The 20109-nt window shown below is 63.4% G+C and carries 15 protein-coding genes; 6 read left to right on the forward strand and 9 right to left on the reverse strand.

Annotated elements, in window-relative coordinates:
* Positions 1-65: 65 nt before the first annotated feature.
* Positions 66-773: a hypothetical protein gene (locus KI611_RS18350; RefSeq protein ID WP_226417091.1), complete on the forward strand. Its 708-nt coding sequence runs from the start codon at positions 66-68 to the stop codon at positions 771-773.
* A gap of 184 nt (positions 774-957) precedes the next feature.
* Positions 958-1494, forward strand: coding sequence for a hypothetical protein (locus KI611_RS18355; protein ID WP_226417092.1), 537 nt, complete (start codon positions 958-960; stop codon positions 1492-1494).
* A 169-nt stretch (positions 1495-1663) separates the two neighbouring features.
* On the opposite strand, the gene KI611_RS18360 is transcribed toward KI611_RS18355, so the two are convergent.
* The 3 genes from KI611_RS18360 to apbC form a co-directional block, all read right to left on the reverse strand.
* Complete coding sequence (locus KI611_RS18360; RefSeq protein ID WP_226417093.1) at positions 1664-3889, reverse strand: arginine/lysine/ornithine decarboxylase; 2226 nt, start codon at positions 3887-3889, stop codon at positions 1664-1666.
* Positions 3890-3961: 72 nt separating this feature from the next.
* Complete coding sequence (gene dcd, locus KI611_RS18365; RefSeq protein WP_226417094.1) at positions 3962-4528, reverse strand: dCTP deaminase; 567 nt, start codon at positions 4526-4528, stop codon at positions 3962-3964.
* Between the two features lie 72 nt (positions 4529-4600).
* Entirely contained in the window at positions 4601-5692 is a 1092-nt protein-coding gene (gene apbC / locus KI611_RS18370; protein ID WP_226417095.1) for an iron-sulfur cluster carrier protein ApbC, read from the reverse strand.
* A 152-nt stretch (positions 5693-5844) separates the two neighbouring features.
* Here apbC and metG point away from each other — a divergent pair, with 152 nt between their 5' ends.
* Positions 5845-7935, forward strand: a complete 2091-nt coding sequence (gene metG / locus KI611_RS18375; protein WP_226417096.1) for a methionine--tRNA ligase — start codon at positions 5845-5847, stop codon at positions 7933-7935.
* 455 nt (positions 7936-8390) lie between these two features.
* Positions 8391-8723: a hypothetical protein gene (locus KI611_RS18380; protein ID WP_226417097.1), complete on the forward strand. Its 333-nt coding sequence runs from the start codon at positions 8391-8393 to the stop codon at positions 8721-8723.
* Between the two features lies 1 nt (position 8724).
* Here KI611_RS18380 and KI611_RS18385 read toward each other — a convergent pair whose 3' ends face one another.
* Complete coding sequence (locus KI611_RS18385) at positions 8725-8919, reverse strand: CopG family transcriptional regulator (RefSeq protein ID WP_226417098.1); 195 nt, start codon at positions 8917-8919, stop codon at positions 8725-8727.
* A gap of 103 nt (positions 8920-9022) precedes the next feature.
* Here KI611_RS18385 and KI611_RS18390 point away from each other — a divergent pair, with 103 nt between their 5' ends.
* On the forward strand, positions 9023-10714 hold the full coding sequence (locus tag KI611_RS18390) for a SulP family inorganic anion transporter (protein WP_226417099.1): 1692 nt from the start codon (positions 9023-9025) through the stop codon (positions 10712-10714).
* Between the two features lie 12 nt (positions 10715-10726).
* Complete coding sequence (locus KI611_RS18395) at positions 10727-11068, forward strand: zinc ribbon domain-containing protein YjdM (RefSeq protein ID WP_226417100.1); 342 nt, start codon at positions 10727-10729, stop codon at positions 11066-11068.
* A 44-nt stretch (positions 11069-11112) separates the two neighbouring features.
* On the opposite strand, the gene KI611_RS18400 is transcribed toward KI611_RS18395, so the two are convergent.
* The 5 genes from KI611_RS18400 to KI611_RS18420 are packed head-to-tail and all read right to left on the reverse strand — an operon-like array spanning position 11113 to position 20074.
* The gene (locus tag KI611_RS18400; protein ID WP_226417101.1) at positions 11113-12570 is read right to left on the reverse strand and encodes a complex I subunit 4 family protein; all 1458 of its coding nucleotides are present in this window, start codon (positions 12568-12570) and stop codon (positions 11113-11115) included.
* The gene (locus tag KI611_RS18405) at positions 12567-14069 is read right to left on the reverse strand and encodes a complex I subunit 4 family protein (RefSeq protein WP_226417102.1); all 1503 of its coding nucleotides are present in this window, start codon (positions 14067-14069) and stop codon (positions 12567-12569) included. Before KI611_RS18405 ends, KI611_RS18400 begins: the two co-directional genes overlap by 4 nt.
* Positions 14066-15592, reverse strand: coding sequence for a proton-conducting transporter membrane subunit (locus KI611_RS18410; protein ID WP_226417103.1), 1527 nt, complete (start codon positions 15590-15592; stop codon positions 14066-14068). Before KI611_RS18410 ends, KI611_RS18405 begins: the two co-directional genes overlap by 4 nt.
* A complete protein-coding gene (locus KI611_RS18415; RefSeq protein WP_226417104.1) occupies positions 15589-18627 on the reverse strand; it encodes a DUF2309 domain-containing protein in 3039 nt (1012 codons plus the stop codon). The genes KI611_RS18410 and KI611_RS18415 overlap by 4 nt, the downstream gene beginning before the upstream one ends.
* 1 nt (position 18628) lies before the next feature.
* Positions 18629-20074: a complex I subunit 4 family protein gene (locus KI611_RS18420; RefSeq protein WP_226417105.1), complete on the reverse strand. Its 1446-nt coding sequence runs from the start codon at positions 20072-20074 to the stop codon at positions 18629-18631.
* Positions 20075-20109 lie beyond the last annotated feature (35 nt).

The raw sequence follows: 20109 nt of genomic DNA on the forward strand, positions 1-20109 counted from the left end.
ATGCCAATTTCATGACAAGGCTATTTTTTCGCAAACCTTGTTAGCACGACTCTGACTTTCATGTGATGGCCTATTTTCTGATTACGCTAGCGACCGCACCAATCTGGTTTCCTGTTACAAGATTGGCAATCCTGCTTTTCAAATTAACATCAAGGCTACCGAAAACGGTAACTTGGTGGTATGTCGTTACGCTTCTTTGGACGGTGGGTTGGGTTGTATTCTTGGTCGCCGTCAAAATTCCAAGTGGGATTGGGTATGGAATTGCGCTGGCTTCCGGATGGTTACTAATGTTCGGCGCAATTTCAACTGACGTAATTAGTTTGTTTCATACGTTGGATGCAAGCAAAGGGGCTACGGTAACAAAACAGAACGGGGAAACGTCCCGAGCAAGGGCTGTAAATCGATTCTCTCTAGGATTTGTTTTGGCGCTAGGCGTTGCCGTTGGCACTTTTTGGATAAGCCAGACGAACCACCAGACTGAAATAGAGAAACAGAAACTAGAGGCGACAGAGTTTGTTAGAACCCATCATTTGGTTAAGCAAAATGGGGGAAAGCTAGAGATACCGATAGTGGTTGCTTTCATTAACGGCAATAATGGTTTGCCAGCGAGATACGAATTCGCTCTTCAGCCTGGCTATGCGATTGTCGACGTCGTCAAAACTTCTGGTGAAAACAAATACCATTTAGATTGCATCACTAGTATCAGTTTAAGCGAGCGCGACAATAGGATAGAGGCTTGCAACCAGGGGGTTGTTTCTAAAGATGAAAAGTAAAAACGCTTCCAGACAGAAGCCAACCAGACCAGTTCAAGACAATTAAATCAGAGAGTGATCTGCGTTATCGATATCAATTGTCAGACGGACCCCAGCGTTCGTGTAAACACTGTTGGGGGACGTTCAGCGATAGGTGCTGGCTAAAAAATAGAAACACCGTCGGTTGGTAATTCTGAGAATAAACATGAAGAATAATGTATTTATGCGTCGCCTTATCGCAGTCTTCGCTTGTGGATTTTTTCCACTTGCTGCCACAGGGCAAATCCCTACTGAACTAATTGGTACATGGGTGATAGATGCGAAACAAACGGAGCAACGTCTCAATAAAGTTGGGCCACCGTCCAGAAATGCAGAATGGCTCCCATCAATCGTCCTTCGACAGTGCGTTACGACTATGACGTTTGAAGGGGATTCAATGATTATTGCTCCGATCAGCCCTGCACCTATGGCCCAGTCATTTCGTCTCGAACCTCGTCAAGACAAAAAGTTGACGTACACAGCCCAAACGCCCGATGGAAAAAAGGACACCCTGACGATCACGTTCCTCAGTGAGGAATACATTACTGTCAGGTCAGAGAATATTGGACTGGATGAGTACGGTGTTTGGAAGCGCGGCAACAGGCCGAATCGACAAACAGCTCAAATAGACTTTAAACAAGCTTTCGATAGCTGTGCCTCAGCTTTGGAAAACGTACCATTTGTTAAAGCGAAAGCCCGGTGACTGCACCCCTGACCCGGACCGTTGAAAGGGCTGGTCCCTGTACCAGAGCAGCCATATTCCATCTGGAAGCCGAATGTCTGCTTAGGGCACATTGCCGCCCCTGCCAAGCATTAGGCAACCCGAAAAATAAAACTCGCGCGCCCCGGAAACCCCGGGGCCGGGTTACCCCCTAAAGCACGCAATCGACGTAATAACGCCCATCCCCACCCTTGACCAGACCGTGCACATCGGTCTCGAAACCGGGGAAGGCGGCGTTGAATTCGCGGGCGAATTTCAGGTAGCTACAGATCGTCCGGTTGAAGCGCTCGCCCGGGATCAGTAGCGGAATGCCCGGCGGATAGGGGGTGAGCAGGACGGCGGTCACGCGGCCTTCCAGTTCGTCCACCGGCACCCGTTCGATCTCGCGGTGCGCCATCTTGGCGAAGGCTTCGGCCGGACGCATGGCCGGCACCATGTCCGACAGGTACATCTCGGTGGTCAGGCGGGCGACGTCGTTTTCCTTGTACACCGCGTGGATCTGCTTGCACAGATCCTTGAGGCCGATGCGCTCGTAGCGCGGGTTCTTCTGCACGAACTCGGGCAGCACCTTCCACAGCGGCTGGTTCTTGTCGTAGTCGTCCTTGAACTGCTGCAACGCGGTAACCAGCGTGTTCCAGCGGCCCTTGGTGATGCCGATGGTGAACATGATGAAGAAGCTGTACAGGCCGCACTTTTCGACGATGACGCCGTGTTCTGCGAGGTACTTGGTGACGATGGCGGCCGGGATGCCGCGCTCGGCGAATTCGCCGTCGACGTTGAGGCCCGGGGTAATGATCGTCGCCTTGATCGGGTCGAGCATGTTGAAGCCGTCGGCCAGATCGCCGAAGCCGTGCCAGCGTTCGCCCGGCTTCAACATCCAGGCGTCGCGTTCCTCGATGCCTTCTTCCGACAGGTCGTCCGGCCCCCAGACCTTGAACCACCAGTCGGCGCCCCACTCTTCGTCCACCTTGCGCATGGCGCGGCGGAAATCGAGGGCTTCGGCGATCGATTCCTCGACCAGCGCGGTACCGCCCGGCGCTTCCATCATCGCCGCCGCGACATCGCACGAGGCGATGATCGAGTATTGCGGCGAGGTCGAGGTGTGCATCAGGTAGGCTTCGTTGAACAGGTCGCGGTCGAGCTTGCGGTTCTCGCAATCCTGGACGAGGATTTGCGAGGCCTGGCTGAGGCCGGCCAGCAGCTTGTGCGTCGATTGCGTCGAGAAAATCATCGACTCCTTGCAGCGCGGCCGGTCGGCGCCGATGGCGTGGTAATCGCCGTAGAAATCGTGGAAGGCGGCGTGCGGCAGCCAGGCTTCGTCGAAATGCAGGGTGTCGATCTTGCCGTCCAGTTCCTGCTTGATGTCCTCGACGTTGTAGAGGATGCCGTCGTAGGTCGACTGGGTGATCGTCAGGACGCGCGGCTTGGCCGTCTTGTCGGTGATGAAGGGGTTGGCGGCGATCTTCTTCTGGATGTTCTCCCAGAGGAATTCGCGCTTCGGGATCGGGCCGATGATGCCGAAGTTGTTGCGGGTCGGCATCAGGAAGACCGGGATCGCGCCGGTCATCATGATGGCGTGCAGGATCGACTTGTGGCAGTTGCGGTCGACGACGACCACGTCACCCGGCGCCACCGTCGAATGCCAGACGATCTTGTTCGAGGTCGAGGTGCCGTTGGTGACGAAATACAGGTGGTCGGCGTTGAAGATGCGCGCCGCATTGCGTTCGGACGCGGCGACCGGCCCGGTATGGTCGAGCAGTTGGCCGAGTTCCTCGACCGCGTTGCAGACGTCGGCGCGCAGCATGTTCTCGCCGAAGAACTGGTGGAACATCTGGCCGACCGGGCTCTTCAAAAATGCGACGCCGCCCGAGTGGCCGGGGCAGTGCCAGGAATACGAACCGTCGGCGGCGTAATGGACCAGCGCGCGGAAGAACGGCGGCGGCAGCGAGTCGAGGTAGGCGCGCGCTTCGCGCTTGACGTTGCGGGCGATGAACTCCGGTGTGTCCTCGAACATGTGGATGAAACCATGCAGTTCGCGCAGCACGTCGTTCGGGATATGGCGCGAGGTACGCGTTTCGCCGTGCAGGAAGATCGGGATTTCGGCGTTGCGGTTGCGGATTTCGGTGACGAAGGCGCGCAGTTCGGCCAGCGTTTCCTCCGGCTCGAGCGCCAGTTCCTCGTCGTCGATCGACAGGATGAAGGCGCTGGCCCGCGATTGCTGCTGGGCGAACGAAGTCAGGTCGCCGTAACTGGTGACGCCGAGCACTTCCAGCCCCTCTTTCTCGAGCGCGTCGGCGAGGGCGCGAATGCCGAGTCCGGAGGTGTTCTCCGAGCGAAAGTCTTCATCGATGATGATGATGGGGAAGTGGAAGCGCATGTTTGAGTCCTTGAAAAGCGGCGACCCGCCGCAGCGGGTCACAGAATAAGACGTTTTGGTTACGGCCCGGCGTCAGATCTTGGGCAGGGTGACGCCTTCCTGCCCCTGGTACTTGCCGCCTCTGTCCTTGTACGAGGTTTCGCACACTTCGTCGGATTCGAAGAACAGCACCTGCGCGCAACCTTCACCGGCGTAGATCTTGGCCGGCAGCGGCGTCGTGTTGGAAAATTCCAGCGTGACGTGGCCTTCCCATTCCGGCTCGAACGGGGTCACATTGACGATGATGCCGCAGCGCGCGTAGGTGCTCTTGCCGAGACAAATGGTCAGCACCGAACGCGGAATGCGGAAATACTCCATGGTCCGGGCCAGGGCGAAGGAATTGGGCGGGATGATGCAGCAATCGGATTCGATTTCGACGAAGGACTTCGGATCGAAATTCTTCGGGTCAACCACCGTCGAGTTGATATTGGTGAAGACCTTGAATTCGCGGGCGCAGCGAATGTCGTAACCGTAGCTCGAGGTGCCGTAGGAGACGATCTTCTGGCCATTTGCCTCGCGCACCAGTTCCGGTGAAAACGGCTCGATCATGCCGTGCTCTGCCGCCATGCGGCGGATCCATTTGTCTGATTTGATGGTCATTTCTTCTCGTCCGCGCTGCAAAAAACAAAGGCGGGATTTTACCCGCCTTTGTCTGGGGATTTGCCGAATTATTTAGGTATTCTGGACCACGATATTCGGGAACTTGGAAGTCATGTCCTTGGCCTTCTCGGCGATCTTGACCGCGACGCGACGGGCGATGCCGCGATAGATCTCGGCGGTACGCGAATCCGGCGCGCCGACCACGGTCGGCTTGCCGCCATCGGCCATTTGGCGGATGGCCATTTCCAGCGGCAGACTGCCCAGGAATTCGACGTCGTAATCCTTGCCCATGCGCTCGCCGCCGCCTTCGCCGAAGATATGTTCTTCATGGCCGCAGTTCGAGCAGATATGGATGCTCATGTTTTCGACGATGCCGAGGATGGGGATATTCACCTTCTCGAACATCTTCAGGCCCTTGCGCGCATCGATCAACGCGATGTCCTGCGGCGTGGTGACGATCACCGCGCCGGTCACCGGCACCTTCTGGGCCAGCGACAGCTGGATGTCGCCGGTGCCCGGCGGCATGTCGACGATCAGGTAATCGAGATCGTGCCAGTTGGTCTGGCCGAGCATCTGGTCAAGCGCCTGGGCGACCATCGGGCCGCGCCAGACCATCGGCGTCTCGACATCGACCATGAAGCCGATCGACATCGCCTGCAGACCGTAGGCTTCCAGCGGTTCCATGCTCTTGCCGTCCGCCGACTCCGGCTGCTGGCCGGCCAGGCCGAGCATTTGCGGCTGCGACGGGCCGTAGATGTCGGCATCGAGAATGCCGACGCGGGCGCCTTCCTGGGCGAGCGCCAGGGCCAGATTGACCGCCGTCGTGCTCTTGCCGACGCCGCCCTTGCCGGAAGCGATGGCGATGATGTTCTTGACCCCGGGCAGCAGCTTGACGCCCAGCTGCACCGAGTGGGAAATGATCTTGCTGAAGACATTGGCCGAGACGTTGCCGACGCCCGGCAGCGTGCGCACGGCGGCGATCACCTGCTTGCGGATGGCGTCGATCTGGCTCTTCGCCGGGTAGCCGAGTTCGATGTCGAAAGCGACGTCGGCGCCGTCGATCTTGATGTTCTTGACCGTCTTGCCGCTGACGAAATCCTTGCCTGTATTGGGGTCGACCGCAGCAGAGAGCGCCGTCTTGACTTGCTGTTCTGAGAGACTCATGGAAACTCCGGTGGAGAATGGGACAGTTGGTAATACCCGAGCGATTTTGTCCAGTATACCGCAAACCGGTTTGTCGGGTCAGCCATGCCGAAACAGCGCGGCGTAGCGCCACGCGGTAAAATCACGCTTTAATTTTCCAGCCTTCCGCTCCCATGTCGCGCAAAATCCTCGTCACCTCCGCCCTGCCCTACGCCAACGGCGCCATTCACCTCGGTCACCTGGTCGAATACATCCAAACCGACATCTGGGTGCGTTTCCAGAAAATGGCCGGCAACGAATGCTGGTACGTCTGCGCCGACGACACGCACGGCACGCCGATCATGCTGCGCGCCGAGAAGGAGGGCATCAGCCCGGAACAACTGATCGAGCGCGTGCATGGCGAGCATTACCGCGACTTTTCCGGCTTTCATGTCGGCTTCGACAATTTCTACACGACGCATTCGCCGGAAACCCGCGAATGCGCCAACGATATCTACGCCAAGCTGAAGGTGGCCGGCCTGATCGAGACGCGGACCATCGAGCAGTATTACGACCCGCTCAAGCAACTGTTCCTGCCCGACCGCTTCATCAAGGGCGAATGCCCGAAATGCCATGCCAAGGACCAGTACGGCGACAACTGCGAAGTCTGCGGTGCGGCCTATGCGCCGACCGACCTGATCGAGCCGTTTTCCGCCATCTCCGGTGCCAAGCCGGAACTGCGCAAATCGGAACATTACTTCTTCAAGCTCTCCGACCCGCGCTGCGAGGCCTTCCTGCGCCAGTACACCAGCCGCGACAACGGCGTCTTGCAGCCGGAAGCCGCCAACAAGATGCAGGAGTGGCTGGGCGCGCCGGGCGACAACAAGCTGACCGACTGGGATATTTCGCGCGATGCGCCGTACTTCGGCTTCGAGATCCCCGATGCCCCGGGCAAGTATTTCTACGTCTGGCTCGACGCGCCGATCGGCTACATGGGCTCGTTCAAGAACCTGTGCAGCAAGAACGGCCTCGACTTCGCCGAATATTTCAAACCCGATTCGACGACCGAGCTGTACCACTTCATCGGCAAGGACATCCTCTACTTCCACGCGCTGTTCTGGCCGGCCGAGCTGGCCCACGCCGGCTACCGCACACCGACCATGATCTTCGCCCATGGTTTCCTGACGGTGGACGGCGCCAAGATGTCGAAATCGCGCGGCACCTTCATCACCGCCCAAAGCTACCTCGACAGCGGCCTGAACCCGGAATGGCTGCGCTACTACTACGCCGCCAAGCTGTCGGCGAGCATGGAAGACATCGATCTCAACCTGGAAGACTTCGGCGCCCGCGTCAATTCCGACCTGGTCGGCAAGTACGTCAATATCGCCAGCCGTTCGGCCGGCTTCATCAGCAAGCGCTTCGCCGGCCAACTGGCCCCGGCCGCCGCCGAGCTGCCGGCCATCAAGTCCATCCAGGCAGCGGCCGGGCGGATCGCCGAACTTTATGAAGCCCGCGAATTCGGCAAGGCGATGCGCGAAATCATGGCCCTGACCGATGCCGCCAACCAGTACGTGGACAGCGTCAAACCCTGGGAACTGGCCAAGCAGGCCGGCAAGGAAGTCGAACTGCACGCCGCCTGCAGCAATGCGCTGAATCTTTTCCGGCTGCTCACCGTGCTGCTCAAGCCGATCCTGCCGGTGGTCGCCGGCAAGGTGGAAAAATTCCTCAACATCTCGCCGCTGACCTGGGACGACACCCGGACCCTGCTCGCCGCCGGCCACGGCATCAATGCCTACGAGCACCTGATGACGCGCGTCGATCCGAAGCTGATCGAAAAGCTGGTCGAAGCCAACAAGGAATCCCTGGCCCCGGCGCCCGAGGCCCAGTCGCAGCAGCGCCATGCCGAACACCAGCAGAAGGAAATCAAGGCCGATGCCGGTAATGAAGGCCTGTGCACCATCGACGACTTCATGAAGGTCGATCTGCGCATTGCCCTGATCGCCAATGCCGAACAGGTCGAAGGCGCCGACAAGCTGGTGCGGCTGACGCTGGATATCGGCGAGGAAAAGACGCGCAACGTTTTCGCCGGCATCAAGTCGGCCTACGACCCGGCCCAGCTGATCGGTCGCCTGACCGTGATGGTCGCCAACCTGGCGCCGCGCAAGATGAAGTTCGGCCTCTCGGAAGGCATGGTGATGGCCGCCTCCGACCCGGATGGCAAGACGCCGGGCATCTTCCTGCTGTCGCCGGACGCGGGAGCGCAACCGGGCATGCGAGTCAAATAACTACCAACGGAAAAACGGCCTGCCAGACAGGCCGTTTTCTTGTTGCAACGCAGCAAAATCGACCCCGGACTTAAAGTGATACTTTAAGTAACAGGCCCAATCAGGCCACAGGGTTTAGGCTTTTCGAACTATCCACAAAACCTGTGGATAAGTCTGTGAATGAATCGGGGATGAGTGCGCTAAGTGACCGGCCCATAAGGCATTCCCTTGCCCTGCCCAAAACTTGAGCTGGCGCCTAAGCAACTGATTTAATTGCAAATATAACAACGCAAAAGAATATCGCGAAAAACCGGCACGGAATGGCCTTGTGCGGCAAATGCGATTGCTTACTGTGCATAAGTCAAGTCTTGACAAGCATTTTTTTCAACTCGCGCGCCCCAACGAAAATGCATGGATTGCGGCGGAAAGCCGGCATCTTCCGGCAAAATGGGCGCCCGTCCCTTTTGCCGACTGCCATGCTCAATAATCCGCTTCGTCCGCCCCGGCCACGCCTGACCGGGCCGATCTTTCTCTATGCGCTGGCCGATGTGTTCGGGCTGTCCTGCGTTGGCATCGGCGCCAGCTGGTTTGCCGCAGGCAAGGGCGCCATCCTGACCGACTTTCCCGGCTCAGCGGCCGAAGCCGTAGCATGCACGGCGGGTGGTGTGGTGGTGATGATCTGGGCGGTAACGCGCATCCTGCGCGAAATCGCCAAACAGGCGCCGGAAATGCAGGCTCGCTACGATGCCTATATTGCCGCACATCATCCGGACAAGGTCCGCCAGCCGCCCGAGGCCGGGCCGGACTGACTTACTCGGCCAGTTTGCCGTTCGGCTTCAACCACTCGGGCAATTCACGGTTGCCCGCGTTGTCGACGATGTATTGCCGGACCAGGCGACGGACGACCTGCGACGGGGTCAGGTCGTTGGCGGCGCAGATTTCCTCGAAAATCTGCTTCTTCCGGGGATCGATCAGGATGGTGAGACGTGCCGTGCGTTGCTCCATATTCCACTCTCTTTCAATTCTTGATCGCGATGTTAACATATGATTAACATTGACGAATAATAGGGTGCTCATATAATCCTACCTCCCCACATGAGCGCGCGCCATGAAAATCGCCTTCCACCCCAAGCTGCTGGATTGCCTGCCGACCTATAACCGGGCGCAATTCGGCAAGGATCTCGCCTCGGGCATCACGGTCGGCGTGCTCGCTCTGCCACTGGCCATGGCCTTCGCCATCGCTTCCGGTTGCTCGCCATCGGCCGGCATCTGGACGGCCATCGTCGCCGGCCTGATCACCTCGCTGTTCGGCGGCTCGCGCGTGCAAATCGGCGGCCCGACCGGCGCCTTCATTCCGATCATCTACGGCATTGTCGCCATTCAGGGTTTCGCCAACCTGATGGCCGCCACCATGCTCGCCGGCATCTTCCTGCTGGCCATGGGCCTGGCCCGCCTGGGGCAACTGATCCGCTTCATCCCGATCACCGTCGTCATCGGCTTTACCAACGGCATCGCCGTGGTCATCTTCCTGGCCCAGATCAAGGATTTCTTCGGCTTGAAGATCGACAACCTGCCAGCCGAGTTTTTCCTGCGCATCAAGGTCCTCGCCGCCAACGCGCATAGCGTCGATCTGCCGACCCTGGCGCTGGCCACCGCCTGTTTCATCTTCCTCCTTTCCTACAACTGGCTGGCCCAACGCTTCGCCTTGCTGCGCCGCGCCCCGGGGCCGCTCGCCGTGCTACTGGTCGGCACGCTGGTCTCCTTCCTGTTCGATCTGCCGGTGGAAACCATTGGCAGCCGCTTCGGCGGAATCCCGCAGGAACTGCCGCACTTCGGCCTGCCCGACCTGTCGATTCACGATATCGGCAAGCTGATTTCGCCGGCCATCACCATCGCCCTGCTCGGCGCCATCGAATCGCTGCTCTCGGCCCGCGTCGCCGACAGCATGATCGACGACCGCCACGACCCCAACCAGGAACTGGTCGCCCAGGGCCTGGCCAATATCGCCGCCCCGCTGTTCGGCGGCTTCGCCGCCACCGGCGCCATCGCCCGCACCTCGACCAACGTCAAAAGCGGCGGTCGCACGCCGATCGCCGGCGTCATCCATGCCCTCGTGCTGCTCGGCATCGTGCTGCTCGCCGCGCCGCTCGCCTCCTACGTGCCGCTCGCCACGCTGTCGGCGATCGTCATGGTGGTCGCCATCAACATGGGCGAATGGCACGAATTCAAGGAACTGCGCCGCTACTCGTACAACTACCGGGTGATCCTGCTCGCCACCTTCTTCGTCACCGTCGTCTTCGACCTGACCATCGCCGTCGAACTCGGCATGGTGCTGGCCAGCCTGTTCTTCATCTACCGGATGTCGGAACTGACCCGTGTCGAACGCCGGCCGCTGCGCGAAGAAGCCAGCGAACCGCAGTTTCTCTACCCGGACGGCACGATGCGCGTCGCCGCCTGGCAATTGTTCGGCTCGCTGTTCTTCGGCGCCGTGAACAAGCTGGAAGTCCTGCTCGATCCGGCCGCCGGCCATCCGGAAGTCGTCATTCTCGACATGACGCAACTGATCCAGCTCGACACCACCGGCCTCGAAGGCCTGGAAAGCCTGCTCGACAAATTGCACAAGCGCGGTTGCCGGCTGCTCGTCTGCGGCCTGAACTCCCAGCCCGGCTCGCTGCTCTATCGCTCCGGCTTCATCGACCATCTCGGCGACGAAAACGTCTGCCTCGACCTGACTAGCGCCCTGGCGCGCGCCTACATCCTGCTGCCCAACCTGATGGGCGGCTCGGAAGAAGATTACTGAAAAGGAAAAACCATGAGCAAGCTACCCAACTGCCCCCAGTGCAAATCCGAATTCACCTACGAAGACGGCAACATGTACGTCTGCCCGGAATGCGCCCACGAATGGAGCAAGGATGCCGGCGCCGACAGCGCCGAACAGGCCAAGGTCTGGAAGGACGCCAACGGCAACCTGCTGCAGGACGGCGACACCGTGACGGTGATCAAGGACCTGAAGATCAAGGGCTCGTCATCGGTCGTCAAGGTCGGCACCAAGGTCAAGAACATCCGCCTGATCGAAGGCGATCACGACATCGACTGCAAGATCGACGGCATCGGCGCGATGCAGCTCAAGTCGGAATTCGTCAAGAAGGTCTGATCCGGCCTTTTGTCGTAGCACCGGCCGGACGTCGCGCCTAACGCCTAACGCCTGACGCCGGCCGCCCACGCCTCGGACGCCGGGCGGACGATATCGATCCACGGCCCCGGGTAGATGCCGATCCCGACGATCATCGCGGTCAGGGCGACCAGCACCAGCCATTCGCGCGGCCGCAAATCCTGCGCCTCGGCCACTTCGCGGCGCCGCACCGGACCGAAGAAAGCCTGGCGATAAAGCGCCAGGAAGGCGCCAGCGGCGATCGACAGGCCGAACAACGCCGCCATGCCGGCCCCGGTATGGCTTTGCAGTGCCGCCAAGATGAGCAGGAATTCACCGGGAAAGCTGCTCGTCCCCGGCATGCCGACGCCGGCCAGACCACAGATCAGAAAACCGCTGGCGAGCAGCGGCATCGTTTTGGCCGCTCCGCCCAGCGCATGGATGTCGGTCGAGCCGGTGCGCTGGCGCAGGAATTCGAGCAGGATGAAGCCACCGCCGGTCGCCACCGAGAAGCTGAGCAGCAATGACACGGCGCCCTGCACGCCCTGGGCGCTCAAGGCCGCCAGACCGAGCACGGCGAGGCCGACATGGCAGATGCTGGCGTAGGCCAGGCCGACGCGCAGATTGGTCTGGCCGAGCACGCCGACCGCCCCGTAGAGCAGCGTCACCGTGCCGAGTCCGGCGAGCAGCCAGTGCAGATCCTGGGCGACGTCAGGAGCGAGCGGAATGGCGAAACGGATCAGCCCGAAGGCGCCGAGTTTCAGGCCGACCAGCAGCGCCGTCAGCGACCCCGGCGCAGCCAGCGCAAAGCGCGGCAGCCAGGTGTGCAGCGGGACGAGCGGCACCTTGACGGCGAAACCGAGCAGGCAGAGCAGGAATACCGCCAGCTGCGTCGAGCGCGGCAAACGTATATCGAGCAGCGTGATCAGGTCGAAGGTCGGCACCGGCTGGCTGGTGCCGAGCATGACGAAGGCGATCAGCAAGGGAATGCCGCCGGCCAGCATGATCAGGAAATAGCGGGCGGCGGCCTGCCGACAGCCGGCAGTGACACCCCAGCGCCCGAGCAGGAAATAGAGCGGAACCAACGACAGTTCCCAGAAGAAGAAAAACAGCACGGTATCGAGCGCACAGAAGATGCCCAGCGTCACCGTCTGAAACAGCAGCAGCAGGCTGAAATGCAGGCGCGGCGCGTCGGGCACGCTGTTCCAGCCGGCCACCAGCGAGCCGAGGAAAAGCAATGCCGTGGCCGGCAGGAAGAGCACTGAAAGGCCGTCCACCGCCAACAGGTAATGAACATTCAGGCTGGCGATCCACAAGCTGCGCTCGACCAGCTGAAAGCGCGCCCCGGCCGGATCGTAGGCGAGCAGCACGGCGGCGCTCAGCAGCAGCGTCAGCAGCATGACCAGCGCCACCGTGTGGCGCGCCGCGCGGACCGGCAACAGCCACAGCAGGGCCGCCCCGGCCAGCGGCAGAAAGACGAGCAGCGAGAGCAGCGGCAGGCTCATCGGACGAACCTCGCGGCCGCCGCCTGGCTGGCCGTTTCGCTCAGGCGCAGCCAGGGCTCGGTAAACACGCCGATGGCGACCATGGCGGCGAGGGCGATGCCGCAGACCAGGTATTCCATCGGCAGCGTCTTGTCGACATCCAGCCCTCGACCCGCCTTGTGCGGCGACAGGAAGGCACGCTGGAAGGCCCAGAGCAGGAAGCCGGCGGCTGCCACGTTGCCGAGCGCCGCGGCGACCGTAGACAAGGCCCCGAAGCTGTCGATGGCGGCTTCAAGCACCAGGTGGGCGGCATCGAAACCCGGTGTGCCGGGCATGCCGACGATGGCCAGGCCAAAAACCAAGAAGGCGATGGCCAGGAAGGGAATGCGCTCGAACAGGCCGGACAGTTCGTGCAGTTCGGTCGTCCCGGTGCGGCGGAAGACGAAGCCGACGATGAACCACATGCCGGTCACCGCCAGCCCGAAGTTGGCGGCGAGCAGCACCGCCCCCTGGATGCCCGACTCATGCAGGCTGAAGACACCGATCACCAGCAGGCTGGTGTGGCTGACCACGGCGAAGGCGAGCAGCCGGCGCAGGTTGGTCTGCTGGAAGGCGAGCGCCGCGGTAAAGAAAATGCCGGCCATGGCGAAGCCGACGATGTACGGCTGCCAGTACTGCACCGCCGCCGGCGTCAGCGGCAGCACGAAACGCAGCATGCCGTAGATGCCGACCTTGACGCCGACCATCAGGGCCGGCGCGACGGCGATCAGGCCATGCTGCGCCATGTTCGGCAACCAGCCGTGCAGCGGGAAGAGCGGCGTACGCACGGCCAGCCCGTAGAACAGCAGGTAGAACGCCGCCGTCTGGAACTTGCCGACCGGCACCGCACCGACCAGATCAAACAGGTCGAAGCTCCACCGCCCGCCGGTCGCCTCGGCGTGGCCCCAGCCGAGGACCAGGCAGCCGGCCGCGAAGAGCAGCCAGCCGAAGGATTGGTACTGGATGAAGCGCGACAGCGCATGGATTTCGGCACGCGACGAAGCCCAGCGGCGCAGCAGATAGACCACCGCCCACAATTCGAGGGCCGAATAGAAGGCGAACCACGCCACGTTGAGCGTCAGCAGCATGCCGACCAGCCCGGCCTCGGCGATCAGCAGCACAGCGTACAGGCGGCCCGGCGAAATCATGCCGCGACTCATGCCGTAGAGCATCAGCAGCAGCGTGAGCAGCGCCGTAACCAGCAGGAAGATCAGGCTGAGGCCATCGACCGCGACATGGTAGGCCAGCGGCGCAAAGCGTTCGGCCAGTTGCAGGGCCGGCTGCAGCGGATCGATGCGGCTGGTGGCGACGATGGCGAGCACCAGTTCGCCCAGCGCAAAGACCTTGCCGGCGACGACGGCGCTCGCCCGCTCCTGGAAGACGAAAACCAGCGCCGCGCCGAGCAGCGGCAACAATTGCAGCAGCACCAGCAAAGGCAGCCCGGACTGCTGCGCCCAGAAGATTTCGGAGAAGCCGCTCACAGGATCACCACGAAGGTCGCCATCACCGCCATCATCAGGTAACGCGGCTGCTCAAGCAGGTTTTCCAGCGTCCGCAGGTAGCTGCCGAGCTGATGCAGCAGCTTCTCGGCGGCCCCGCCCCGGCCGCGCAACAACAGCCGGTTCTCGATCTGCTGCAGCACGCCGGCCGCTGCCGCCAGCGCCCGGCCGGGCAGGCCATCGACGAGGATCAGCGGGCGTTCCGGATCGATCGGCTTGCCCCGGCCCGGCTCGCCGATGGCGCGGTCGATGAAGTTCTCCTCGAGGGCGCGCAGATCGCGGGCGAACGACTCGGTCGGATTGACGAACAGCGTCTGGGCCAGCTTGTCGAGCCACAGGCGCTGCTGCGCCAGCGTATATAACAGCTGATTGCGGCGCAGCCAGGACGGCGGCGGGCTCGGCCGTTCCCGGGTAACGGCCAGCCAGGACGGGGCGAGCAGGAACTGCCAGGCGCGCCAGGCGGCATGCAGGCAGAGATGGGCCAGGGCCAGCGTCGACCAACCGAGGCCGATTTCGACGAACATCAGCGCAACCTGGAAGACCGTGGCGAAAATCAGCGCCGATTTGACGTCGGTCTGGACCAGCCCGCACAGCCAGGCGTAGAGCGCCGTCAACACGCCGAGCACGACCAGCCCGGCCAGCACGTCGGGCGCCTGGACGAGCAGCGGTTCGAGACGAAGCAGCAGGTAGACGCCGGCGTGCACCATCACCGCGCCGTAGAAGATGGCCGATGACGGCGTCGGCCCTTCGAGCGCCCGACTGATCCATGGCGTGAACGGCAGTTGCGCCGACTTGGCGAGGGCCGCCAGCGCGAAGCCGAGGGCGATCAGGCGGGCATTGACGACGCCGATCTGTCCGCTGCCGGCCAGTGCCGTCCACTCGAAGCTGCCCAGCCAGGCCGCGGCGAAACCGAGGGCGAGCAGGAAGCCGGCGTCGCCGCCGCGGTTGGTGACGAAGACGAACAGCGCATTGCCGGTGGCCACCGGGCGCTGCCAGGCGTAGCCGATGAGCAGGAAGGAGGCGACGCCGCACATTTCCCAGCCGACGAAGGCCAGCAAGCCGTTGCCGGCGAGCAGCACGAGCTGGATGCCGGCCAGAAAGAAATTGAGAACGATGAAGTAGCGATGGAAGCCGGCTTCGCGATGCACATAGTTGGCGGAAAAGCGGACGACCAGCCAACCGATCAGGGCGACCAGGGTGGCCAGGGTCAGCGACAGGCCGTCGAGCAGGAAAGAGAAGGTGCCCTGCCAGCTGCCGCTGCCGAACCACACGGCGAGCACCCGATGCCCGGGCAGACCGCGCAGCACGGCGAGAACATCGAGGGCGACCAGCAACGCCAGGCCGCCGAACGCGGCCACTGCCGACAGCCCGGCGGTCAGCGGCTCGGCTGCATCGCCGGCGGCACGCCCGAGCAGCACGCGCAGGCCGATCAAGAGCGAGGCGAGCAGCGGCAGTCCGGGCACCAGCCAGACCCAGTCGGGAAGATGAACGAGCAGCGGCATCATCGGGCGGCTCCGAGCAGCAGGGCCGGCGCCAGCGCCTCGCTCGCCCCGGCGAACCAGTCGACCGAGCGCGCCACCTGCGGCAGCACCGCCTTGCCCGACCACGGCAACCAGCCGCGGCGCGGGCAGTAGTGATGGATGGCGCCGGAGAGCGGGTCCTTGGCGGCGAGAACGATCCAGGCGTTGTTGATCAATTCCTGCAACTGCGGCTGGCGCTGCAGAATGGCGGTCAGCCGCTCGGGGGTCTGCTCGACGACGACCAGCAGACGCATCGGCTCGTGGATCTCGACCATCTGCCAGGGCAGACCGGTGCGCAGATCGGAATCGGCCCCTTCCATCACCCCGAACAGGCCGGTGATGTTGTGGGTGATTTTTGAACCGCAGCCGAAACGTTCGTTATCGACGCTGGAAAAATAATATTCGAGGGCAATGCCGGCCCCGACCGGTGCGGTGGCAAGCAGGATGCCTTCGACGATGTAGCCGTCGCAGTCGGCCGTCGGGTCGTAGGAAATCAAGAAGGTCCGGCGGTCGAGAAACAGGCCGCGGCTGATCTCGCGCCGGCCGATCAGGGCAGCGGCGTTGTTGGCGTGGCCGAGCTCCGGCCGGGCCTGGGAAATGTCGTTGGCGCGGCCGACCACATGCCGGCTGGCCTGCCACGGCGACAAACGCGGCGGCGCCGAGGCCAGCCGGCGGCAGCGTTCGGCGGCATGGGCGCGGCAGGCTTCGCTGACCTGGCCGAGCAACACATCGAGCGCCGCCTGGAAGCGCTCCGGCACCGATTCGAGGTCGTACCACTCGATGCCGTCATCGCAGGTATTGTGTTCGGCGGCAACGAACCAGGTGCTGTCCGGAATGGCGATGCCGCGTTCAAGCAACGCCTGGCGCACCGGCGGGCGGTTGGCCATCGTCGCGAAGACCCGCGCATTCGGCCCGCCGTGCCGGCCGGAGCAGGCGCCGCAGTCGTAGGCCGAGCGGTGCGGGTTGTTCAGGCTGGAGGAACCGTGGCCCAACATCAGGACCAGCGGCGCGAAATTGCCGGTCAGGCCGATCATCTGCAGGAAGGCTTCGACGCGGTCGACCTGCTCGTCGTCGCTAAAGCCGTGCTGCGGCTGTTCCGGCGTGGCCGGCCCGGCCTCCGCCGCGGTCAGTCGCAGGCCGGTCGCCGGCCGGCCATCGTGCAACTGGCGCCAGCGGCCGGCGGTTTTGCCGAACCAGCCGGGCGCCAGGCTGGCCGCGCTCAAGGTGAGCAAGGCCGGCAGGCCGGCCAGCGCGGTCAACAGCGGACCGCCGAGCGGCCGGCGGCGGGTCGCCTGATAGAGCCGTTCGCGCCAGCGCAGCCGGCTGTCGCGCCGGGCGGTATAGCCGGCAAAGGCCGACTCGCGGCCGGCCAGCGGCTGTTCGCGGACGAGATGGGTCGGCTGCACGACCACCGGACAGAGGGCCGCGGGCGCCCCGTCGTCGGCCCCCTGCCAGTACATGACCACGCCGAAAAAGCCGGCGGCGCCGTAGGTCGCCACGGCCGGGGCGATTTCCTCGAGATGCCGGCGGGTGCCCTCCTCACGGTCGTCCATGCACAGCACCACCTGTGCCGATGGAGTCGGCACCGCTTTTTGCCGGGGATGGTTGGTGGCCAGCGCGGTGAAGAGCTGCTCGCGGTAATGGCGCTCATAGGCCAGCAGCCAGATCTGGCCGCGTTGCAAACCGTCCAGGCTGGCCGCGCAGTCCTGCACGGCGGCGGCTTCTTCGCAGCTCAGCGTCGCCAGATCGGCCGGCGTCATCGCCAACTGGCGGCACAGCGCGGCCAGCCGCCAGGCGTTGGCCGTGGCGGCGACCTCGTCGGGGCAGGCGGCAATCGCTTCGGCCAGCGCCCGCCAGCTTTCCTCGCGGCCGGCATTGCCGGCGCGGACCCGATGCGCCGCCTCGTTCTGCAATTGCTCCGGCAAGGCCCGACGGCGCAGGGCATCGCGAACGAAAAACTCGGCCGGGCTGGCGGCATAGTAGGCGCGCAGCTCCTCGAAACTCATCGGGACGCCGGTCAGCCGGCACATCAGGTCTTCACAGAGCATGCGCTCGAGCAGCACGCGCACGGCCAGGTAATCGAGCATGGCGACCGGCGTGCCGTCGCCGCGCCCCGGGTGGCGGTCGCGCCAGAGGAACATCCCGGACCAGCCGGGCAACTCCAGACTGAGACGTTCGAGATAGCCATACCAGAGATGTTCTTCCGGAATCAGCCGGGCCAGTTCCTCGATCAGCACGTCGAGCGGGTCGTCGCCCAGATGGACGATTTCGTCGCGCACATTGGGCAGCTCCTCCAGCTCCCAGAACATGTCCAGCCCGGCGCAGGCCCGCCAGGCGGCAAAAAAACCCTGCGCCTGCCGCGGATTGCGCCAGGCGGCGACGCCCAGATCGAGATGGGCGGCAAGCTGGCGCTGCAGAATGCTGCGTACCTGTTCCAGCACATCTTCACCGCTCAGGTATTCGAGCAGGCTGCGCAGCGTCCAGTCCACGCCGACGCGCTGGCACAGGCTGTCCCAGGCAGTCAGTGCGGCCGGTTCCCAGTCGGCGGAGTGGGTATCGGCCGTGCTGGCAAGCCCGGCGGTCAAGGCCCGGCACTGGGCAAAAACCGGGTCGTCGGCCAGCCCCTGCTCGCGCGTCAGCCAGTCGAGGCGGGCAGCGCCCGGCGTTTCCGGAGCGGCCAGCAGACTGGCCAGCAGCACGTCGCGCCGGCTCAGGGCCCGCATCACCGGCTGCTCGAGTTCCGCGACGCCCGCCTCGACGAGCGCGGCGAGCAGATCGTCATCGTCGATCCGGCCGGCCGCATGGCATTCGCGAAAGCGCGCTTCCGGCCAATAAGTCGTCGCGCCGGTCAGTCGCTGGGCGGCGGCCAGGGCTTCCGGAAAGGGCAGATGCTGAAAGCCGTGCAGCGTGTTGTGATGGACGAAATCGCGAATCGGCGCCTGGGCCGGCAGCACGTGGCTCAGGTGCTCGACCCAGTGGGCCAGGCGTTGGCGGATCGGCAGTTGGTCGGCGGCGTTCATCTCAGGTCCCGAACCGACGGGCGACCTGACCGACACTGCCGGCGACCAGTTCGAGCAAGGGCGCCGGCCAGATGCCGAGGACCAGGATGCTCAAGGCGAGGATGCCGGCGGCAGCCGATTCGGTACGCGTCATGTCGGCCAGCGGCATGGCCGGCCCGGGCAGGCATAAACGGCCGATGACGCGCAAGCTGTAGGCGGCGCCGACCAGCATCGCCAGACAGACGAACAGGATCCAGCCGCCCCAGCGGCCGTAGCCGCCGACCAGCGCGTGCAGCTCGGCAATGAAGCCGGCGCTGCCCGGCAGGCCGATCGCCGCGAGCAGCGCAAAGGCCGTGAAAAAGGCGAAGCGCGGCGCCTGGCCGAGCAGCGAGCCGTAATCGGCCAGATCGCGACTGTGCGTGCGCTGGTAAAGCAGGCCGACGATCAGGAACAGCAGGCCGGCGGTCAGGCCGTGCGCCACCATCTGCATCAGCGCGCCGGTCAGGCCGGTGACATTGAGCGAGGCGATGCCGAGCAGCACGATGCCCATGTGCGATATCGACGAGTAGGCGACCATCGCTTTCAGGTCCTGCTGCCGCCAGGCGAGGATGCCGCCATAGAGCAGGCTGATGAAGGCGAGCAGCGCCAGCCAGTCCTGGGCGGCCAGCAAGGCGGCGGGCAGCGTTTCGGCGGCGCGGATCAGGCCGTAGGCGCCCATTTTCAGCAACACCCCGGAAAGCAGGATGGAGACCGGGCTGGGCGCCTCGACGTGGGCCAGCGGCAGCCAGCCGTGCAGCGGAAAGACCGGCATCTTGACGCCGAAGCCGATGAAGAAGCCGGCGAAGATCAGCAATTGCATCGACAAGGGCAGGCCGCGCCCGCCGGCCGCCATGTCGGCCATCGCGAAACTGTGGCCGGGCGCCGCGTCATAGAGAAAGAGCAGGGCGACCAGCATGAACACCGAACCGCCCAGCGTGTAGAGAAAGAAATTGAGCGCCGCGCGCTGGCGATTCGGGCCGCCCAGCCGGTCGATCAGGAAGAACAGCGGGAGCAGCGTCGCTTCCCAGAACACGTAGAACAGCGACCAGTCGCGGGCGGTGAACACGCCGAAGATCGCCGACTCGAGCAGCAGAACCAGCGTGAAGTAAAGGCGGGCTCCGTCCTCCATGCGCCGCGAGACGAGCACGGCGATCAGCGTCAGCAGCGCGCTCAACAACACCATGGCCAGGGAAATGCCGTCGACGCCAAGGGCGAAATAGGAACCCAGCCGGACATTCCAGGCCCGGCTATCAAACATCTGGACAGCCGGCCCGGCCGGATCGAAGCGCCCGGCCAGCCACAGGGCATAGCCGAGCGCCGCCAGCGCGAACAGCATCGCCACCTGCCACAAGCGGACGGCCCGGCGCACCGGCAGCAGGGCGACCACGGCCGCCCCGGCAACGGGCATGAAGACCAGCACTTTCAGCACCCCCCGACCCCTCCCCCGGAATGCCCCACCCTGTA

The organism is Dechloromonas denitrificans (genome assembly GCF_020510685.1).
GTDB lineage: Bacteria > Pseudomonadota > Gammaproteobacteria > Burkholderiales > Rhodocyclaceae > Azonexus > Azonexus denitrificans_A.